This is a genomic window from Halomonas gemina, from assembly GCF_023554995.1.
Classification (GTDB): Bacteria; Pseudomonadota; Gammaproteobacteria; order Pseudomonadales; family Halomonadaceae; genus Halomonas; species Halomonas gemina.
On sequence record NZ_JAMJPK010000007.1, the window covers coordinates 136,669 to 155,521 of the forward strand.

At 67.8% G+C, this 18,853-nt stretch carries 16 protein-coding genes and 1 pseudogene; 2 read left to right on the plus strand and 15 right to left on the minus strand.

The annotated features are described in order from the left end of the window. Positions 1 to 76: 76 nt before the first annotated feature. Both zigA and dksA read right to left on the minus strand, forming a co-directional pair. The gene (gene zigA, locus M8009_RS15695) at positions 77 to 1,288 is read right to left on the minus strand and encodes a zinc metallochaperone GTPase ZigA (protein WP_250062890.1); all 1,212 of its coding nucleotides are present in this window, start codon (positions 1,286 to 1,288) and stop codon (positions 77 to 79) included. Next, positions 1,288 to 1,713, minus strand: a complete 426-nt coding sequence (dksA, locus tag M8009_RS15700; RefSeq protein WP_250062892.1) for an RNA polymerase-binding protein DksA — start codon at positions 1,711 to 1,713, stop codon at positions 1,288 to 1,290. Before dksA ends, zigA begins: the two co-directional genes overlap by 1 nt. A gap of 269 nt (positions 1,714 to 1,982) precedes the next feature. On the opposite strand from dksA, the gene M8009_RS15705 reads away from it, so the two are divergent. After that, a complete protein-coding gene (locus M8009_RS15705) occupies positions 1,983 to 2,645 on the plus strand; it encodes a DUF1826 domain-containing protein (RefSeq protein WP_250062894.1) in 663 nt (220 codons plus the stop codon). A gap of 11 nt (positions 2,646 to 2,656) precedes the next feature. Here the strand turns inward: M8009_RS15705 and M8009_RS15710 are convergent, their stop codons facing one another. Both M8009_RS15710 and M8009_RS15715 read right to left on the minus strand, forming a co-directional pair. Next, the gene (locus M8009_RS15710) at positions 2,657 to 3,532 is read right to left on the minus strand and encodes a DMT family transporter (protein WP_250062896.1); all 876 of its coding nucleotides are present in this window, start codon (positions 3,530 to 3,532) and stop codon (positions 2,657 to 2,659) included. A gap of 110 nt (positions 3,533 to 3,642) precedes the next feature. Then, positions 3,643 to 5,073 (minus strand): D-alanyl-D-alanine carboxypeptidase, encoded by a 1,431-nt coding sequence (locus M8009_RS15715; RefSeq protein WP_250062898.1) that lies wholly within the window; start codon positions 5,071 to 5,073, stop codon positions 3,643 to 3,645. 193 nt (positions 5,074 to 5,266) lie between these two features. Here M8009_RS15715 and M8009_RS19140 point away from each other — a divergent pair. Continuing rightward, a pseudogene (locus M8009_RS19140) lies at positions 5,267 to 5,359 on the plus strand (DUF2061 domain-containing protein); the annotation flags it as partial. 80 nt (positions 5,360 to 5,439) lie between these two features. On the opposite strand, the gene M8009_RS15725 reads toward M8009_RS19140, so the two are convergent. From M8009_RS15725 to M8009_RS15775, 11 genes are all read right to left on the minus strand, one after another. After that, entirely contained in the window at positions 5,440 to 6,204 is a 765-nt protein-coding gene (locus M8009_RS15725) for a sulfite exporter TauE/SafE family protein (protein WP_250062900.1), read from the minus strand. Between the two features lie 143 nt (positions 6,205 to 6,347). Further along, positions 6,348 to 6,752: a putative zinc-binding protein gene (locus tag M8009_RS15730; protein WP_250062902.1), complete on the minus strand. Its 405-nt coding sequence runs from the start codon at positions 6,750 to 6,752 to the stop codon at positions 6,348 to 6,350. A gap of 28 nt (positions 6,753 to 6,780) precedes the next feature. Beyond that, positions 6,781 to 7,524: a Crp/Fnr family transcriptional regulator gene (locus M8009_RS15735; RefSeq protein ID WP_250062904.1), complete on the minus strand. Its 744-nt coding sequence runs from the start codon at positions 7,522 to 7,524 to the stop codon at positions 6,781 to 6,783. Continuing rightward, positions 7,484 to 8,740 carry a molybdopterin molybdotransferase MoeA gene (locus tag M8009_RS15740; RefSeq protein WP_250062906.1) on the minus strand — a complete coding sequence of 419 codons (1,257 nt, stop codon included), beginning with the start codon at positions 8,738 to 8,740 and terminating at the stop codon, positions 7,484 to 7,486. The genes M8009_RS15735 and M8009_RS15740 overlap by 41 nt, the downstream gene beginning before the upstream one ends. Further along, complete coding sequence (gene moaB / locus M8009_RS15745) at positions 8,737 to 9,321, minus strand: molybdenum cofactor biosynthesis protein B (RefSeq protein WP_250062908.1); 585 nt, start codon at positions 9,319 to 9,321, stop codon at positions 8,737 to 8,739. The genes M8009_RS15740 and moaB overlap by 4 nt, the downstream gene beginning before the upstream one ends. Before the next feature lie 95 nt (positions 9,322 to 9,416). Beyond that, positions 9,417 to 10,238 carry a peptidylprolyl isomerase gene (locus M8009_RS15750; protein WP_250062909.1) on the minus strand — a complete coding sequence of 274 codons (822 nt, stop codon included), beginning with the start codon at positions 10,236 to 10,238 and terminating at the stop codon, positions 9,417 to 9,419. 12 nt (positions 10,239 to 10,250) lie between these two features. Then, positions 10,251 to 10,934 carry a respiratory nitrate reductase subunit gamma gene (gene narI / locus M8009_RS15755; RefSeq protein WP_250062919.1) on the minus strand — a complete coding sequence of 228 codons (684 nt, stop codon included), beginning with the start codon at positions 10,932 to 10,934 and terminating at the stop codon, positions 10,251 to 10,253. Positions 10,935 to 10,946: 12 nt separating this feature from the next. After that, positions 10,947 to 11,732: a nitrate reductase molybdenum cofactor assembly chaperone gene (gene narJ, locus M8009_RS15760; RefSeq protein WP_250062921.1), complete on the minus strand. Its 786-nt coding sequence runs from the start codon at positions 11,730 to 11,732 to the stop codon at positions 10,947 to 10,949. Further along, positions 11,725 to 13,281: a nitrate reductase subunit beta gene (gene narH, locus M8009_RS15765; protein ID WP_250062929.1), complete on the minus strand. Its 1,557-nt coding sequence runs from the start codon at positions 13,279 to 13,281 to the stop codon at positions 11,725 to 11,727. Before narH ends, narJ begins: the two co-directional genes overlap by 8 nt. Continuing rightward, entirely contained in the window at positions 13,278 to 17,045 is a 3,768-nt protein-coding gene (locus tag M8009_RS15770) for a nitrate reductase subunit alpha (RefSeq protein WP_250062931.1), read from the minus strand. The genes narH and M8009_RS15770 overlap by 4 nt, the downstream gene beginning before the upstream one ends. A 364-nt stretch (positions 17,046 to 17,409) precedes the next feature. Beyond that, a complete protein-coding gene (locus M8009_RS15775) occupies positions 17,410 to 18,738 on the minus strand; it encodes an MFS transporter (RefSeq protein ID WP_250062933.1) in 1,329 nt (442 codons plus the stop codon). Positions 18,739 to 18,853: the final 115 nt, after the last annotated feature.

Below are 18,853 nucleotides of genomic sequence, written 5' to 3' on the forward strand. Positions count from 1 at the left end.
AACACGAAGCGTGAGACCCCATCGGGGCACGTCTCGGGGGCAGGGTCACCGGCGTGAAGTCTGCCGTCAGCATGACTCACTCCCAGGCGGGAAAGGGGTCGGGCAGCGCCTGCCAGGCATCCTTGCCGGCCAGCAACTCTTCCTCGCTGAGCAGGCAGGCGTCCAGCGCCTGGCGGATGCGCGCTTCGTGGAGGTTCTGGCCGATGAAGACCAGTTCCTGACGCATGTCGCCGAAAGGCTCCTGCCACTTCTCCATGATGGCCGCACGATAGTCCGGGTCATCGGGCCAGTTCGACTCGGGAACGGCCTTCCAGAACATGCCGACAAAGCCGTAGTGGGCGATCCCGCCGGCCTGGCTCCACTGGCCGGCAAATCGCGGCCGGCTCGCCAGCCAGAAGAAGCCCTTGGAGCGCAGTAACCTCCCACCAAACCAGTCACCGTGCAGCAACTCGAAGAATTTCTGCGGATGGAAGGGGCGTCGCGCGTGGTAGGCGAAACTCGTGATGCCGTACTCCTCGGTCTCCGGTACGTGTTCGCCACGCATCTCCTTGAGCCATCCCGGGGCCTGCTGGGCGCGCTCGAAGCTGAAGCGGCCGGTTTCGAGTACCTTGTCCAGCGGTACCTGGCCGTGGCGGATCGGGATCAGCTCGGCCTCGGGGTTAAGCGAGCGCATTACCGCGGTGAGCTCATCGAGCTGAGCGGACATGAGCCGGTCGGTCTTACTGATCAGCAGCACGTCGCAGAATTCGACCTGGTCGACCAGCAGGTCGGCGACGTTGCGCTCGTCGTCCTCGCCCAGGCTCTCGCCGGCTTCGGCCAGCGACTGCGCCTCGCGGTATTGGGTCAGGAAGTTGGCGCCGTCGACCACCGTGACCAGGGTGTCGAGCCGGGCGACCTCGGAGAGGCTGCGGCCCTGCTCATCGGCGAAGGTGAAGGTCTCGGCGACCGGCAGCGGTTCGGAGATGCCGGTGGATTCGATCACCAGGGTATCGAAGCGGCCCTCCTCGGCGAGCCGGCGCACCTCGATCAGCAGGTCCTCGCGCAGGGTGCAGCAGATGCAGCCGTTGCTCATCTCCACGAGCTGCTCCTCGGCACGATTGAGCGTCACCTCGCCGGGAGTGCCGCGCACCAGCGAGGCATCGATATTGACCTCGCTCATGTCGTTGACGATCACCGCGACACGCCGCCCCTCGCGATTGGCCAGGATATGGTTGAGCAGCGTCGTCTTGCCGGCCCCGAGAAAGCCAGACAGTACGGTCACCGGAAGTGCTTCCTGTCCTCGTTCCATCAGCTTTCCCCTCTTGCCTTGCGGTAGTGATGCTCTCGACGTTCCTGGCGCTCCTTGGCTTCCAGGCACAGCCGTGCGGTGGGCCTCAGCAGCAGACGCTGCAAGCCAATGGGTTCGCCGGTCTCCTCGCAGTAGCCGTATTCGCCCTCATCGAGTCGCCTCAGGGCGGTATCGATATTGGCCAGCAGCCGGGTTTCTCGATCGGCCTGGCGCAGTTGCAAGCGCAGTTCCTCCTCGAAGGCCGCCTGGTCGAGCTCATCGCTGCTGTGATCGTGGCTAGCCATGGCAGCACGGATTTCGCCCAGGTGTTCCTCTATACGGGCCTTCTCATCGAGCAGTCGACGGCGGAAGAAGGCCAGCTGCTCGTCGTTCATGTAGGCATCGTCCGGCATCGCCAGCAGGCGCGCCTCTTCGGCAGGTAGCATCGCGCTACTCCTCCAGCGACTTACGCACAAATCGATAAACGGTAGCGGCGCTCACCACCACCACCGTGTCGTCTCTTAATGGGCATGCCCGGCATGATGGTCTTGCCCATGGGCCGGCAACAGGACACCGGCCAGCGGTGTGAGAAGGCGCAATGGGTGGCGTGACATCGTATCTCCCGGTTGGACGCAGTGGGCTTTGCTTCAAGCGCGAAAGAAGATACGTTATAACATAACATTTACGCAACCCATGTATTCCCGGAGGCCATGCCATGATGACGACCGTACAACGCCGGGACTCACCCGACGTCCCCGTGACACCCCGCCATGCCGAGGGCGAGGACATCAGCATCCTGCCGCGGATCTTCGAGGATGACATCAGCATCGCCATCCTGCACCGGCGGCTTCCTCAGGAGATACAGGCCGGCGTAAACGCCCAGCTCCAAGCCGACAGAGCGCTCTCCATCTCCTGGCTTGGTCCACCCGGCGATGCCCTGCGTAGCGAGCTTCGGCGCCGACTGCAAGATCCCGATGCCTGCGGTGCCCTCATCGAGGATATCGTGACGCTGGCTGAGGCCATGGCCTACCTGTTCGACACCGATTCCGTGGGCCTGCGTCTGCGCCGCCTAGCATCCGCCATGTGTCCACGATTTCACTGCGACCACCTGCCCGTGCGCCTGGTCACGACCTATCATGGCCCCGGTTGCGAATGGCTACCCGAGTGGGCGGTGAACCGCCAGGGCCTGGGCGCACCGCGGCCGGACAAGCCCGAGATCGTCGACGACCCGTCCGCCGTTCGACGACTCGGGACCGGCGACCTGGCACTGCTCAAGAGTAGCGGGTGGATCGGCAACGAAGAACACGCCTTGGTTCACCGCAGTCCGGACTTGCCGGCAGGCCACCAGCGGCTGCTGCTGACTCTGGACCCCGCCTAGTTGCAGCAACCTCATGAGGTCGGCCGGCGCTTCAGGGTGGTGCGTCGCTCGTGGTAAGCGATCGCCAGGCCGCTGCCGATGATCAGAGCGCTACCGATGAATACCCAGAGGTCGGGCATCTCGCCCCAGAACCACCAGCCCAGCAGCACCGCCCAGAGCATGGCGGTGTAGTCGAAGGGGGCGGCGATGGCCGCCGGGGCATGGCGGAAGGCCATGGTGATGAAGGCCGTGGCGCCTACCCCGAAGAGGCCCGAGCCGGCGAAGGCCAGCCAGTGCCAGGGGTGGGGGGTCTGCCACACCCAGGGCAACGCCAGGGCGGTGACCACGAAGGGCACCAGGGTCATGTAGAAGACCATCGCCCAGAGGTGCTCGGTGCCACCCCAGCGTCGCGCGGTGATCATCATCAGCGCATAGAAGACCGCCGCGCCGATCAGCGCCAGGGCGCCGGGATCGAAGGCCTCGCCGCCGGGACGCACCACGATCAGCACCCCCGCGAAGCCCACCAGCGAGGCCGCCAGCACCGGCCCCTCGATGCGCTCGCCCAGCAGCGGCACCGAGAGCAAGGTGACGAACAGCGGTGCCACGAAGGCGATGGCGGTGGCCTCGGCCAGTGGCAGCAGGGTCAGGCCCAGCACGAAGCAGAACATGGTGCCGCTGTAGATCAGCCCACGCAGCAGATGGATCCCGGGGCGACGGGTGCGCAGCTTGCGCAGTCCGCCGCCGAAATGGGCCAGCGCCGCGATCAGCGGCAGCGACACCAGGGTACGGAAGAAGATGATCTGCAACGGCGAGTGCACCTCGCCCAGCCACTTGGCGATGGCGTCGCCGATGGCCAGGCAGAGCACGCCCAGGCACATGAACCCGATGCCCTTGAATGACGGTGACATGCCGCATGCCCTCCCCTGACCGAGCCCCAAAAAGCCACCCCGCCGGCCTGGGGCCGGCGGGGTGAATAGAGCTCACTACGCTAGTCGGTGACGTGCCGGAGGGCAAGCCCTCACAGGCTGGCCTGGACCACCATGCACTCCATGCCCTGGGCCACCAGGCGACGGCAGGCGGTATGGGCCTGGCCCTCATCCATGTCCACCAGGCGGGCGCGGTAGACGCCGGCCTTTTCGGCATCGCCCACGGCGACCCGGGCATCGGCCAGCTCGCTGGCCAGCTGATCGGCAGCGCGAGACGCCAGGGAGCGGGCATGGACGGCATCGCTGAAGGCGCCGACCTGCACGCCCCAGCCTCCTTGGCGGGCGACGTCCTCCGAGGTGGGCTGCCCCGGTGCACGGGTGCTGGCCATAAGCTCGCGGATCGGGTCGTCGGCCGAGCCCTGCACCAGGCTCTCCGCTGCGGTGGCGGCCGATGTCTGGGCGGTGGCGGCCCGCGAGGCCACTTCCTGCCTCGGGGCATCCACTGCCGCCGTCGGCGCCTCCACCGGGGCCGGCGGGAAAACCGACGCCTCGGGCGACGAGGCAGCACCCGGGGCCGGTGCGCCAAGGCTAGCCAGGCGGACCCGGTCACCGACCGGCTGGCCCGGAGCCTGGGGCTCGCCCGGCATCAGCCGGCCTCCGGAGATGTCCGCACTAGCCAGCCAGCCGCGGCCATCGGCCAGCGAGGCACGCACGAAACCGCGATCCAGCAGCTCGGCGGTGTGCGCATCTCGCGAGGCGGCGGTGAAGCCGCCCATCACCACCGTGAGCAGCCGGCGGCCGTCCCGCACCGCCGAGGTGGCGACGTTGAAGCCCGAGGCGCGGATGAAGCCGGTCTTGAGGCCATCGGCACCGGGATAACTCTTGAGCAGACGATTGTGACCCGTGATGGTCTTGCCCTGCCAGCTGAAGCTCATCCGCGAGAAGTAGGGGTAGTACTGAGGGAAGTCGCGCATCAGGTGCCGGGCGAGCACCGCCATGTCGCGTGCCGTAGTGACCTGGCCGGCATCGGGCAGGCCGTTGGGGTTACGGAAGATGGTGTCCGGCATGCCCAGCGCGCGGGCCTTGTTGGTCATCATGCGTCCGAAATGTGCTTCGCTGCCGCCCAGCGCCTCGGCCACCACCACGGCCACATCATTGGCCGACTTGATCACCAGTGCCTCGATGGCCTTCTCCACGGGGATGGTGGAACCGGCCTTCACATAGAGCTTGGAGGCCGGCTTGGAGGCCGCATAGGAAGAGACCGGCAGCGGCTGGCTCAGGCTCAGCCTGCCCTCTTCCAGGGCCTCGAACATCAGGTAGAGCGTCATCATCTTGGTGAGCGAGGCCGGATAGCGCAGCCGGTCGGCATTCTCGGCGTAGAGAATCTCCTGGCTGTCGGCATCGATGACGATACCGGCATAGCGGGGATTGGCCTGGACGGCCGTGGTGGCAAGCAGCAGGCAGGCCAGCAGCACGAAAATGCCCCCTCCGCGGCGCCGGTTGATTATTGTGATAGGCACCATGTCGCGTTCCCTCGTGGTTTGTTACCGTTTCACCTGGTCATTATGGCCGTCTGTCACGCCCTGTACAGGGCAAAGACCGGACTTTCTGCCGATTTTTCGCCGTATTACCTCGTCACTTCCCCTTGCTTCGGCGGCGACCACCCCGTTCGATTGAATGCGCCTATCGTAACCATACGGTAAATCAGGTTACTCGATGGGCGTGGCCTTCGGTGTGACCTACCTGATCACCGGCAGTTGGGTGCTCGGCGGCATGATCGCGCTGCTCGAACCCGCCGCCAACACCGTCGCCTACTTCTTCGAAGGCCTGGGAGGCCGTTCAGCGGCGAAGGGCCCGCCTCGCGGCCTGACCGGCGGACCTGCGCCCGATCATCCTCCCGCCACTAGCCGCTGCCCGCCAAGCCACACCAAGCGCAGCGCCAGCAGCGTCAAGGCCCACCTGAAGAGGGTATCGAAGCGGTGCTCCGAGAGGCGATGCAACAGGTGCAGGCCCAGCCAGGTGCCGAGGAAACCCGCCGCCACCATCACCAGCATCAGCGCCAGCCAGTCCCGGAAGACGAAGCCGGCCACGCCGAACACGAAGGCCTTGGTCAGGTGCTGCAGCAGCATGCAGGCGGAAAAGGTGGCCACCTTGGCCAGCCGACCGGACTGGCTCTGCTTGATGAAGGCGGCCACCATGGGGCCGCTGGCACCCACCAGGCTGGAGAGCAGGGTGGTGACGGCGCCGGCGACCAGCACACCTCCCCGCCCCAGGGCTCGCTGCGGCAGCCCCGGCCCCCAGCAGGTGAAGAGCACGAAGGCGGCGATGCTCAGCTCCAGCACCCCAGCCGGCAGGCGCACCAGCAGCCAGGCGGCGGCCAGTGCACCCAGCACCACGCCCGGCAGGAAGGCGGCCAGCATGGCGCGATCGACATGGCGCCAGGTCATCGCCGTGCGGCCGACGTTGGAACCGAGCTGCACCATGCCGTGGACCGGGATCAGCGCCGCCGCCGGCATCACCTGGGCCAGCGCCATGATCATCAGCACTCCGCCCCCGACCCCCACCGCGGCGGTGAAGGCCGAGGTGAGCACCGACAGCAGCACCAGCACCAGGTTGATGCCTCCCGACAGCGGCGACAGGCTCTCCAGCAGCATCGACGTCTCCAGGGTCACGAGAAGAGGCCACTATACCCGAGCCCGCCCCTGCTGGCCCCGGGAGTCCCGGGCCACCCCTCAGCCGTCGCCAGGCTGCCGCTTCCAGCGCTCCTCGATGGTATCGAGCTGCGCCGGCGGAAGGCTCAACCAGGCTCGCCCCGGGCCGCGGGCTCCATCGGCAGCCGCGCGATCAGCGCGCTCACCCCCGCGGTCACGCTCGCCACGGTCTGCTCGTCGTATAGGCGCCCCTTGCGCTTCTTCAGGCCCTGCTCGTAGAGCCTGACATGCTCGGTGGGCGCCACGCCGGCATTGGCCAGGCAGTGGTGGGCGCAGTGCATCTGGCAGCCATCGATGGCCACGATGGGCCGGCCGGAGCGGGCGGTGCGCACCAGGCCGGGCACGCCGCCACCCACCCCGGCGATACAGGACATCTCTGCCTCGCCGCCGTGGTCCAGGCGCAGGGCGACCTGGTTGGCGAGCTGGGCCACGTCGGAGCAGCCCGAGCAGGAGTAGACCAGGGGGCGGGGCGGGTTGGCAGTTCGGGACATGAGGCCTCCCAGGGGTTGCGACAGGATGTCAGTCGTCGCTCAGCATGAGGTCGCGCAGCTTCTGCTCGTCGAGCACCACCAGGCGCTGGCGGTCGATATTGATGACCCCCTCCTCGCGCAGCCTGGCCAGCAGGCGCGACAGGGTCTCGGGGGTCATGGCCAGCTGGGCGGCCAGCCAGCGCTTGGGGATGGTCAGCCGTACCACCCGGGGGCTCCTGGCGCGGCCTGCCGGCAGCTGGCGCAGGATGTAGCTGACCAGGCGCGCCATGGCGTCGGCCTGGGTCAGCAGCGCCATGTCCTCGAGGCGCTCGGTGAGCTCCAGGGCCAGGCGGCTCATGAACTCCGCCCGGCAGGCGGGCTGGCGATCCATGATCTCGCGGCAGCGCGCCGCGGGAATGGTCAGCACATGGGTGCGGCGCAGGGCCTCGGCGGAGTAGAGGTAGACGCCGGCGCTGGACACCATGCTCAGCTCGCCCAGGGTGCCGCCGCGCTCCACGCAGCGGATGGTCGCCAGACGCCCGTCACCGGCGCTGCGCACCAGGCGCACCGCCCCGCTGATCACCACGTAGAGCCACTTGGCCGGTGCATCCTGGCGGAACAGCCACTCGCGGGTCTTGAGGGTGCGTACCTCGCTGTCCTCCAGCAGGGCCTCGAGCTGATCCTCGTCGAGGTTGCCCAGCCAGGGCACCCCGCGCACCAGTTCGCGCAGCTGTCGGGGCCGGAACAGCAGCTCAGTCGAGGAACTGGGTACCGGGGCAGTATCCGTAGACATGGCCTTCCTCCACAGGGGTATCGGCATCGATGATCAGGTAGCCATGGGCCTGGCTGGCGGCCCCGAGCATGTGGGAGCCCTGCCCGCCGGCCAGGCGTGCGACGGGGGCACCGCCGGTCCAGTCCAGCACCACCCTCAGCAGCTCGCGCCGGCCCCTCGGCGCCCGCCGGGAGAAGCCGGCGGTGACCGGAAAGCGCTGCAGCGCCGGCGGGGTGCGCCCCTGGCGCCCCTGCACGAAGGGCAGCGCCAGCCACTGCCAGCCCACCAGCGAGGCCACCGGGTTGCCGGGCAGGCCGATCAGCGGGGTGCCGTCACGCAGCGAGGGGCCGAGCCAGCCGAGGGCGAAGGGCTTGCCGGGCTTGATCGCCACGCCGTGGAAGGCGATGCCGCCCAGGCGCTCCAGCACCGGGCGCACATGGTCCTCCTCCCCCACCGAGACCCCACCCGTACACACTACCAGATCGGCCTCTTCGCGCGCCCGGGCAAGACATTGACCCAGGTCAGCCGCGGTGTCGGCAACGACGCCCAGCTCGAGGATCTCGCAGCCCTGCTGGGCGAGCAGGGCACGCAGCATGGCCCCATTGCTGTTGTAGACCTGGCCGGGCACCCAGCCCTGGCCGGGCTCGATCAGCTCGTCGCCGGTGCTGACCAGCGCCACGCGGACCCGCCGTCGCACCGTCACGGCATCGATGCCTTGGCTTGCCAGCAGCGCGATGGCCGCGGGGTTCAGCCGCGTGCCCGCGACCAGCACCACGTCACCGGCGCGGCTCTCCTCGCCGAGGCGACGGATATTGGCGCCTTCGGCCAGTTCCCCCTCGACGCGCACCCGCCCCGCGGCGTCCAGGCACACCCTCTCCTGGGGCACCACGGCATCCGCGCCCAGCGGCACCGGGGCGCCGGTGAAGATGCGCGCGCAGCCCCCTTCGGGCAGCCCGAGCACGCCGGCACCGGCCGGCACGCGCAGCGTCACCGGCAGGCCGGCCGGGCTCGCGGCGAGTTCGCCGAGGCGCAGGGCATAGCCGTCCATGGCGCTGTTGTCGACGCCGGGCAGGTCGAGTCCGGCGCGGGCATCCTCGGCCAGCACCCGGCCGGCGGCATCGGCCAGGGCGGCCCGCTCACTGCCCGCCACCGCCACGCCACCCGCCATCATCAGGGCGCGGGCGTCGAAGAGGTCGAGCAGGCCGGGCGTGACGACCTCCGCGCAGCCACAGTTCATGCCCCGGCCCCTTGCGCCAGGTCCTCGTCGACGCTCGCCTGACGGGAGGAGCAGTGCCTCGCCTGCGGCAGTACCATGGCGACGAAATTGCAGGGCCGGGTGCGGGCGTCGAGCTGGGCGGCCAGGATGCCGTCCCAAGCGGTGGCGCAGGCCTTGGGCGAGCCGGGCATGGCGAACACCAGGGTGCGGTCGACCAGCCCGGCCACGGCGCGGGACTGGATGGTGGAGGTGCCGATGCTCTCCCTGGAGAGCTGGCGGAACAGCTCGCCGTAGCCGTCGACCGCCTTGTCGAACAGCGGTGCGAGCGCCTCCGGGGTGGTGTCACGGACGGTGAAGCCGGTGCCGCCGTTGACCAGGATCACCTGGATGTCCTCGCGTACCACCCAGGCCGAGACCACCGCGCGGATGCGGTAGACGTCATCGGGCACGATGCGGCGCTCCACCAGTGCATGGCCGGCCTCGGTGAGGCGTTCGCCGAGCAGGTCACCGCTGCCGTCCTCTTCGAAGCCACGGGTGTCGGAGACGGTCAGCACGGCGAGACCGAGCGGGACGAAGGGGGTATTGGCGTGAACGTGGGCCATGGAGTCCTCCTCGCCGCCCACCGGAAAGGCGGGCGGCGTCATGGATAAGGAGAGTCGGAAACGTCGAGGGAGCCGGGCTGGCCCCGTCTCGACGGCTACTGCATCAGGGCACTGGCGCTGTCATCGTCGAGCGCGATGCCCTCGACGCCGATCTCGGCCTCCAGCGCCAGCAGGTAGTGACGCAGGGCCCGACGGGTGGCCTGTTCGCGCAGGCTGTGGCGGACGTGCTCGGCGACCTGATCAAAGGACAGCTCGCGCCCCTCGACGCGGTCGTCGATGCTGACGATGTGCCAGCCGTAACGGGAGGCCAGCGGGCGATCGTGGACCCCCTCGGGCAGGTGCTGCAGGGCGCGGTCCAGCTCGGCCACGGTCTGGCCGGGCGCCAGCCAGCCAAGCTCCCCGCCCTGCTCCTTCGAGGGGCAGGCCGAGTGGCGCTGGGCGAACTCGGTGAAGCGCTCGGGGACCTCCTGCAGCTGGCGGATCAGCTTCTCGCCCAGGCGATAGCCGGCGTCGCGGGCCGGAGCATCGTCCGGGGCGGCGGCCAGCAGCACATGACGTACCCGCAGGCGGGTGGGTTCGCTGAAGCGCTCGGGATGGGCGGCGTGGAAGCGGCGGCAGTCCGCCTCGGCGGGCTCGGGCACCTCCAGCTCCCGCTCCAGCAGCTCGGCGATGGCGGCATCCGCCTCGTCGACCTCCTCGCCGGCGGCCTCGGCCACACCCAGGGCCGCCGCGCGCTGGCGCAGCAGCTCGCGCACCACCAGGGCGCGGGCGGCCTTGAGCTGGGCCGTGCCGGCGCTGTCCGCCGGGTGGTACTGCATCTCCTCGGCGATGGCGGCCTCCTCGATGGTGGCCTCGCCGACCCGGATGGGTGGGGGAGTGGCGCCCCCCGGGATCATCTCGATATCGATCTTCTGCATGGTGATAGCTCCTCAGCCCCGCTTGCGAACGATCTGGTAGCGGCGAGTCACGTAGCCGAAGGGCACGCTCCAGACGTGAACCAGGCGCGTAAAGGGGAACAGCAGGATGATGGTCAGCCCCAGGAAGACATGGATCTTGTAGATCCAGGAGACCTCGGCCATGTAGTCGGCCGCCCCACCGCTGAAGAACACGATGGACTGGGCCCAGCCCGCCAGGGTCAGCATCATCGCGCCGTCCAGGTGGCCCAGCGAGAAGAACACGCTGATGATGCCCAGGAAGGCCTGGAAGACGATCAACCCGAGGATGACGTTATCCATCATGCTCGATGAGGCCTTGACCCGCGGGTTGGTAAAGCGACGGTAGAGCAGCATGCCACCACCCACCAGGACCATCACCCCGGCGATGCCACCGATGACGATCGCCACCACTTGCTTGGCGCCGGCGCTGATGAAGGGTGCATAGACCCAGTGCGGCGTCAGCATGCCGAACAGGTGGCCAAAGAAGATCACCAGGATGCCAATGTGGAAGACGTTGCTGGCCAGGCGCATGTTCTTCGACGAGAGCATCTGGCTGGAGCCGGTCTTCCAGGTGTACTGGCCATGGTCATAGCGCAGCAGGCTGCCGACCAGGAACACCGTGCCGGCCAGGTACGGGTAGTAGCCATAGATCAGGTGTTGCAGGTATTCGCTAAACATGACGGTTCTCCTTTAGCGATCGGACACGGCGCGGTCGGTCGACCCGCTGCTGGGCATGATCCTGACGGGGTCGCTGGGCACGGCCTGCTTGCGCTCGGCGAGTCGGCGGCCCTCGGCGGACTGCAGGGCACAGTCCTCGTCGGAGGCGGCACTGAAACGCACTGCCTCCTCCTCCCAGACCTCGTCCAGGGCCTCCGGGGTATCATCCGGCGCCTCGTCCTTCACCGTCTCGCGGTGGGCGTCGACGTCCCCCTCGGCGCCGATCAGCGCCAGCAGCGCCAGCGGTACCAGGGCATGGTCGGCGTCGCGCTCCTCCAGCCGGGCGGCAATCAGCGCCAGGATATGGCGGATCTCGCCCAGCCAGCGGCCGATGTCGGCCTCCGGGCGGGTCGAGAGGTACTCCAGGAACAGCGGCAGGTAGTCGGGCAGCTCACGGGCATCGAGCTCGAAGCCCGCGGCGCTGTACTCGGCCATCAGGTCGACCATGGCCTGGCCGCGATCGCGGGACTCGCCGTGGACGTGCTCGAAGAGCAGCAGCGAGGTGCTGCGGCCACGATCGAACAGCGCCACGTACTCGGCCTGCAGCTCCATCAGGTCGGCCTCCAGCAGGCGCTGGCACCAGTCCATCAGGCGGGTGCGCAGCGCCGCCTCCCAGCGGCGCTCGGCGCCGAGGAGCTCGATCATCTCCGGCGCGGCGGCCTGGAGCTCCGCGGAGGGGTAGTCGAGCAGCCGGGCCAGAACGCGCAGGCTCAGCATGTCCGGCTCCGCGGCGGGGTGTTGCATCGCTGCCTCAGCCATGACGGACCTCCTCGGCATGCGGATCAAAGGTTTCCACCGGCTTGACCAGGGTGGTGGTGGTCTTGCGACCGCCGAACAGGCTCTCGCTGCTGTCGCCATGGCAGCCGTCGCCGAACGTGAAGCCGCAGCCGCCGCGCTCCGGGAAGGCCTCGGTGGCCATCTCGCGGTGGCTGGTAGGGATCACGAAGCGGTCCTCGTAGTTGGCAATGGCGAGGTAGCGGTACATGGCTTCCACCTGGGCCTCGCTGAGCCCCACGTTCTCCAGCACCTCGGTCTCGGCCTTGCCCTCGACGTGCTTGCCGCGCATGTAGAGACGCATGGCCATGAGGCGCTTGAGCGCCAGCACCACGGGCTCCTCCTCGCCGGCGGTGAGCATGTTGGCCAGGTACTTGACCGGGATGCGCAGCGACTCGATCTTCGGCATCACGCCGTCGAACTCGACGTTGCCGGCCTCGGCGGCAGACTGGATCGGCGACAGCGGCGGCACGTACCAGACCATCGGCAGGGTGCGATACTCCGGGTGCAGCGGCAGCGCCAGGCCCCAGTCCATGGCCAGCTTGTAGACCGGCGAGGCCTGGGCGGCGGCGATCACGTTGTCGGTGATGCCGTCCTTCTTGGCCTGGGCGATCACCTCCGGGTCATTGGGGTCCAGGAAGATCTCGCACTGGCGATGGTAGAGGTCTCGCTCGTCCGGGGAGCTGGCCACTTCCTCGATGCGGTCGGCATCGTAGAGCAGCACGCCGAGGTAGCGGATCCGGCCCACGCAGGTCTCGGAGCAGACGGTAGGCTGGCCGGCCTCGATGCGCGGATAGCAGAAGATGCACTTCTCGGACTTCCCGGTCTTCCAGTTGTAGTAGATCTTCTTGTAGGGGCAGCCGGAGATGCACATCCGCCAGCCGCGGCACTTGTCCTGGTCGATCAGGACGATGCCGTCCTCCTCGCGCTTGTAGATCGCGCCGCTCGGGCACGACGCCACGCAGGTCGGATTGAGGCAGTGCTCGCACAGCCGCGGCAGGTACATCATGAAGGTGTTCTCGAACTGGCCATAGATGTCGGCCTGGATCTTCTCGAAGTTCGCATCCTTGCGGCGCTTGGCGAATTCGGTACCGAGGATCTCCTCCCAGTTCGGGCCCCACTCGATCTTGTTCAGGCGCTCGCCGGAGATCAGCGAACGCGGCCGAGCGGTGGGCTGGTGCTCGCCCTGCTTGGCGGTGTGCAGGTGCTGGTAGTCGAAGGTGAACGGCTCGTAGTAGTCGTCGATCTCCGGCAGGTCGGGGTTGGCGAAGATGTTCGCCAGCACCCGCCACTTGCCGCCGATGCGCGGCTCGATGCGGCCATCCTTGCGGCGCAGCCAGCCGCCCTTCCACTTGTGCTGGTTCTCCCACTCCTTGGGATAGCCGATGCCGGGCTTGGTCTCGACGTTGTTGAACCAGGCGTACTCGACGCCCTCACGGCTGGTCCAGACGTTCTTGCAGGTCACCGAGCAGGTGTGGCAGCCGATGCACTTGTCGAGGTTGAGGACCATGCCTACCTGGGAACGAATCTTCATTTCACGGCCTCCTGCTCGTAGTCATTGCCTTCGCCATCCAGCCAGTCGATCTTCTTCATCTTGCGCACGATGACGAACTCGTCGCGGTTGGAGCCGACGGTGCCGTAGTAGTTGAAGCTGTAGGACAGCTGGGCGTAGCCGCCGATCATGTGGGTCGGCTTGGGGCACACGCGGGTCACCGAGTTGTGGATACCGCCCCGGGTGCCGGTGATCTCGGAGCCCGGCATGTTCAGGATGCGCTCCTGGGCGTGATACATCATCGCCATGCCGTTCTTGACCCGCTGGCTGACCACCGCGCGGGCCGCGATGGCACCGTTGGCGTTGTAGAGCTCGATCCAGTCGTTGTCCTCGACGCCGATGGATTTCGCGTCATCCTCGGACATCCAGACGATGGGGCCGCCCCGCGACAGGGTCTGCATCAGCAGGTTGTCGCTGTAGGTGGAGTGGATGCCCCACTTCTGGTGCGGGGTGATCCAGTTCAGGGCGATCTCCGGGTTACCGTTGCTCTTGGTCTCGGCCAGGCTGACCGCCGCCTTGGTGTCGATGGGCGGACGGTAGACCAGCAGGCTCTCGCCGAAGGCGCGCATCCAGGGGTGGTCCTGGTAGAACTGCTGGCGACCGCTGACGGTGCGCCACGGGATCAGCTCGTGGACGTTGGTGTAGCCGGCGTTGTAGGAGACGTGCTCGTCCTCGAGGCCGGACCAGGTCGGGCTGGAGATGATCTTGCGCGGCTGGGCGACGATGTCGCGGAAGCGGATCTTCTCCTCCTCCTTGGGATGCGCCAGGTGGGTATGGTCCCGCCCGGTGATCTTGGAGAGCGCGCCCCAGGCCTTCACCGCCACCTGGCCGTTGGTCTCCGGCGCCAGGGTCAGGATCATCTCGGCGGCGTCCACGGCGCTGTCGATCTGCGGGCACCCCTTGTGCGGCCCGTCCAGCTTGCGGTGGTTGAGCTTGCCGAGCAGGTCCACTTCCTTCTCGGTGTTCCAGCTGATGCCCTTGCCGCCGTTGCCGATGCTCTCGAGCAGCGGGCCGATGGAGGTGAAGCGCTCATAGGTCTCGGGGTAGTTGCGCTTGACCTCGATCAGCGCCGGCATGGTCTTGCCGGGGATCGGCTCGCACTCGCCCTTCTTCCAGTCCTTGACCTCGACCTGCGCCAGTTCGGCGGGGGAGTCGTGCTGGTGCGGCAGGGTGACCAGGTCGGTCTCCTCGCCCAGGTGCCCCACGCAGACCCTGGAGAAGGCCTTGGCGATGCCCTTGTAGATGTCCCAGTCGCTGCGCGACTCCCAGGCCGGGTCCGTCGCCGCGGTCAGCGGGTGGATAAAGGGGTGCATGTCGGAGGTGTTGAGGTCGTCCTTCTCGTACCAGGTCGCCGTGGGCAGCACGACATCCGAGTAGAGGCAGGTAGTGGACATGCGGAAGTCCAGGGTCACCAGCAGGTCGAGCTTGCCCTCGGGCGCCTCGTCATGCCACTTGACCTCCTCGGGCTTCTGGCCGCCGAACTCGCCCAGGTCCTTGCCCTGGATACCGTGGCGGGTGCCCAGCAGGTACTTGAGCATGTACTCATGGCCCTTGCCGGAACTGCCCAGCAGGTTGGAGCGCCAGATAAACATGTTGCGCGGGAAGTTCTGGGGGTTGTCCGGATCCTCCGCGGCGAAGGCCAGCTTGCCACTCTTCAGCTGGTCCACGGCGTAGTCGGCGGTGGACAGACCGGCGGCCTTGGCGGCCTCGGCCAGGCGCAGCGGGTTGGTGTTGAGTTGTGGAGCGGAGGGCAGCCAGCCCATGCGCTCGGAGCGCACGTTGAAGTCGATCAGGCTGCCGGGGTAGTCCTCGGCCTTGGCCAGCGGCGAGAGGATCTCCTTGATCTCCAGCTTCTCGTAGCGCCACTGGGAGGAGTGGTTGTAGAAGAAGGAGGTGGAGTTCATGTGGCGCGGCGGGCGCTGCCAGTCGAGGCCGAAGGCCAGCGGGGTCCAGCCGGTCTGCGGACGAAGCTTCTCCTGGCCCACGTAGTGGGACCAGCCGCCGCCGCTCTGGCCGATGCAGCCGCACATGACCAGCATGTTGATCAGGCCGCGGTAGTTCATGTCCATGTGGTACCAGTGGTTCATCCCGGCACCGACGATGATCATGCTGCGCCCCTGGGTCTTGTCGGCGTTATCGGCGAACTCGCGGGCGATGCGGGTGGCCTGCTCGGCCGGCACGCCGGTGATCTTCTCCTGCCAGGCCGGGGTGTAGGGCTTGACCTGGTCGTAGGCGGTGGCACCGTCGTCCTCACCGAAGCCGCGGTCGATGCCGTAGTTGGCGCACATCAGGTCGAACACGGTCACCGCCAGCACATCGGAGCCGTCGGCCCGCTTGAGGCGCTTGGCGGGCAGGCTGTGGAACAGCAGCTCGTCGCTGGCGCCACCGCTCTTGACGTGGTCGAAGTGCTCGTGGGCGATCCCGCCGAAGTAGGGGAAGGCGACCTTGGCGACCTCGTCGTGCTTCCCGGCCAGGGTCAGCAGCGGCTTGATCTCGGTGCCTTCGGCGTCCAGCGTCTCGAGGTTCCACTTGCCCACCTCGTCGCCGGTCTCGCCCCAGCGGAAGCCGATGGAGCCGCGCGGCACCACCAGCTGGTCGCGGGTCTCGTCCCAGGCGACGGTCTTCCACTCGGGGTTGTTGCCCTGGCCCAGGCTCGCCTCGAAGTCGCTGGCGCGCATCTGGCGGCCCGGCGCGAAGCTGCCGTCCTCGCGGGCCTCGAGTTCGACCAGGAAGGGCATGTCGCTGTAGCGCCGCACATAGTCGGTGAAGTAGGCGCTGGGCCTGTCGAGGTGGAACTCCTTGAGGATGACGTGCCCCATGGCCATGGCCAGGGCGGCATCGGTGCCCTGCTTGGCGGAGAGCCACTCGTCAGTAAGCTTGGAGACCTCGGCGTAGTCCGGGGTGACCGAGACGGTCTTGGTGCCCTTGTAGCGCACCTCGGTGAAGAAGTGGGCATCCGGGGTACGGGTCTGGGGGACGTTGGAGCCCCAGGCGATGATGTAGCCGGAGTTGTACCAGTCGGCGGACTCGGGCACGTCGGTCTGCTCGCCCCAGGTCATCGGCGAGGCCGGCGGCAGGTCGCAGTACCAGTCGTAGAAGCTCATGCAGACGCCGCCGATCAGCGACAGGTAGCGGCTGCCCGCGGCGTAGCTGACCATGGACATGGCGGGGATCGGCGAGAAGCCGATGATGCGGTCCGGACCGAACTGCTTGGCGGTGTAGACGTTGGAGGCGGCGATCAGCTCGTTGAGCTCGTCCCAGTCGGCGCGCACGAAGCCGCCCATGCCGCGGGCACGCTTGTACTGCTTGGTCCGGGCCGGGTCCTCGACGATGGAGGCCCAGGCATCGACCGGGTCACGCTTGGCCTCGAGGGCCTCGCGCCACAGCTTGAGCAGCGGCTTCCTGATCAGCGGGTGCTTGAGGCGGTTGGCGCTGTAGATATACCAGGAATAGCTGGCGCCCCGCGGGCAGCCCCGCGGCTCGTGGTTGGGCAGGTCGGGCCGGGTGCGCGGGTAGTCGGTCTGCTGGGTCTCCCAGGTGACCAGACCGTTCTTGACGTAGATCTTCCAGCTGCACGAACCGGTGCAGTTCACCCCGTGGGTGGACCGCACCACCTTGTCGTGCTGCCAGCGCTGCCGGTAGCCGTTCTCCCACTCGCGGGACTCCTGGCGGACCTCACCATGCTCGTTGGCGAAGGGTTCGCGGGCCTTGCGGAAGAAGTTCAGCCGATCGATGAAGTGACTCATGGTCGCTCTCCAGGCTCCTGAAAAGATGCGTGGCCACCCCGGACCACTCGGACTGCCGCTCCCTCGCAGGGCTCAGGCAGCTTCCATGGGGGAATTCTGGGGGATCGGCAGACGGAATACTGCCCGGTTACCTCCATATACATGCCCCCTACCTCCAAGGGGATAGGCGCCGGTAAAGGAAGGGTTAGACGGTGCATTCAGTGGGCACGCCCCGGGCCCAGGAGCCTGTCGGATTTGACCGATCGTGACGAGAGATTCGGATTTCGAGACAAGTTCATCGATCTGATGAGGCGAATAACCCGCTATTTAACGAATCAGATCGAATCAAATTGGCCGAAAGACCGGATCTCGCAGTAGATCAGCGTTAAGTCCGACAGGCTCCTCTCGCATGGTCGGCGAGCATCACCAGCATGCACGCCACCAGGGCGGCGTAGAGGAACATGAAGCCCGCGGTGCGCACCCCGAGCCACTCGCCGCCCAGCACGAAGACCGGCGGCAGCAGGGCGGCGAAGAGCCCTCCCAGGGTCAGCGCCAGCCCGCCCACCAGCGCCATGTCGGAGCCATGGTCGCGATGGATCAGCCGCATCAGGCTGCCCTGCCCCATTCCCATGGCGACGCCCATGGCCACCAGCAGCCCCATGAAGCCCCATAGCGGGGCCGCATAGTGCAGCGTCAGTTCGCCATCGATGCCCTCGATGCGCATGGAGAAGGGGGGGTAGGAGAGCAGGAAGAGGCAGGCCAGCACGAAGGCGCTGACCCACCAGCGCAGGCTGCGGAAGTCGCGCCAATCGGCCAGCGCGCCGCCGATCACCTGTCCCGCCCCGACGGCGAGCGTGAAGGGCAATGCCCAGAGCGCCGCAGCCTGCAGCGAGAGGCCATAGCGGGCCGTCAGGTGACCGGGCAGCCACAGCGCCAGGGCCAGGAAGGCACCGAAGAAGAAGCTGTAGGTGATCGCCAGCCGCCACAGCTGCCAGTCGGCGAGGCGGGACACCAGGCGGACGACTCGCCGTCTCGGCGTCGCTCGAGCAGGTGGTGTCTCCTCATCCTCCGTCTCGCCGAGGGTCGCGGGCGCGTCGCCGTCATCGGCGAACAGCCACAGCAGGGCGGCCACCAGCAGCACCGGCAGCAGGTAGAGCAGCGGTGCCATGCGCCAGCCGTAGGCCTGGCTGACCAGCGGCAGCAGCAGGTAGCTCAGCCCCGCCCCCACCATGCCGCCCCCGTAGAGGCCCAGCGCCAGGCCGGCATGGCGCGGCGGCCCCAGTTCCGCCACATAGACCAGGCCAGCGGCCAGCGAGCCGGCGCCCAGCCCCAGCCCCAGGCCGGCCATCAGGAACTCCAGGTAGTGATGCGCCTGGCTGATCCACCACAGGAAGGGGCAGATCAGCAGCAGGCAGCCGAGCATGACCCGACGCCCGCCGAGGCGACGGGCCAGCAGTGCCATGGGCAGGCTTGCCAGGGCCCCGGCAAGCATCGGCATGGCCAGCAGCACCGCGAAGCCGACGCCCCCCAGGCCCAGGTCCCGTCGCAGCTCCACGCCGAGCACGGCAAACAGGGTCCAGCAGGCGAAGACCAGGGCGAAGGCCAGCGGCGAGAGCACGACCACCACCAGCGAGCGGTAGCCCGGGGGCGCCGATTCGCCATCGGCCGGCGCGGCGCGGGGCTCGTTCGAGAGAGAATCGGGATCGCGGGACATGGGGCCGGGACTCGAGAGGTATGGCTGAATTCTCGGAAGCCCCGGGGGCCGGGTCAAAAGGGCAAGGGAGGTACACCTTTGAGGGAGCAACCCCTACCCACTAGGGTATAGTGAC